The organism is Mesorhizobium sp. M7A.F.Ca.US.006.01.1.1 (assembly GCF_003997935.1).
Taxonomy (GTDB): Bacteria; Pseudomonadota; Alphaproteobacteria; order Rhizobiales; family Rhizobiaceae; genus Mesorhizobium.
The window spans coordinates 1-868 of sequence record NZ_RZQL01000508.1 but is presented as its reverse complement, the minus strand read 5'-3'; the positions used below and the strand labels follow the sequence as shown (position 1 = coordinate 868).

The window sequence follows — 868 nt, the reverse complement described above, 5'->3', positions numbered from 1 at the left end:
TTGCCAACGAGGCGAACCGACCCGGTCCGCATGCCTTGCGCCACAAGGTCAAGACGCGTGCTTCCGCCTTCGAACACGATGTTTGTCGGATCGCTGCCGGCGACGCGAAAAATGTCGCCCACCTTCGATCCGTGCTTCGACATGCCGATCTGGATTCTTTCGACGTCGCGCCTTTCGATCCCGGCCAGCCGCTCCGGCGTCAGCGGCGACAGGTCAAGGCGCTCCGGAGGCTCGGCAACCAGGGTGAAGGTCAGCGCCTTCATGGCAGCATATCCTTCAGCGAGTAGATGAATTTTCCGAGCTTGCCGCCATAATTGCCGGCGCTGATCCGAACCGCACCTCTCTTCGGTCCGAGCTGTATGACAGCCTTGATGCCGGCCTTCATCGCGGCGGCAACGGCTTCATTGGTCTCACCATCGATGACGATTTCCAGGACGGCGTTGATGTCGGAACCGAGTTCACTCGCGACGACGCCGCGCAGCGTCGGCGCATAGGCTTCGTTGGCCGAGGCGATCATGCCCTTGTATTTGCCACCTATCTTGGAACCCGAACGGGCAATGCCGCCCGGAAATGGCACGATGGCGCCAGGCACCATGCCGATCGCACCGACCGCGGCCTCGGCAGCGGCCAAAGCGTTGGCGCTGCTTTGCGCCATGACAAAAAAATTGCCGCCACCGACAGCTTCCTTCGTCAGCCCGGTCGTTGCTTCGCACAGGAACTCGCCATCCATGACGGGAATACGCCAGAAATGCCTGTCGCCGATCTTCTTGGAGATTTGCCAGCCGTCGCCGAAGTAGCGCAGCGCCGAACCGAGCTTGAGCTCGGCGCTGCCCTGCAGCCCGGCAAAGCAGGCGGAACCCGGCGAGGT

At 62.2% G+C, this 868-nt stretch carries 1 protein-coding gene and 1 pseudogene; both read right to left on the bottom strand.

What is annotated here, in order from left to right; all coding sequences use genetic code 11:
* Nucleotides 1–263, bottom strand: a pseudogene (locus tag EN943_RS37195) (formylmethanofuran dehydrogenase subunit C); the annotation flags it as partial.
* Nucleotides 260–868, bottom strand: a 609-nt coding sequence (locus EN943_RS37190; protein ID WP_127416628.1) for a formylmethanofuran--tetrahydromethanopterin N-formyltransferase, incomplete at its 5' end; no start/stop codon positions are given. The pseudogene EN943_RS37195 and the gene EN943_RS37190, both read right to left, overlap by 4 nt.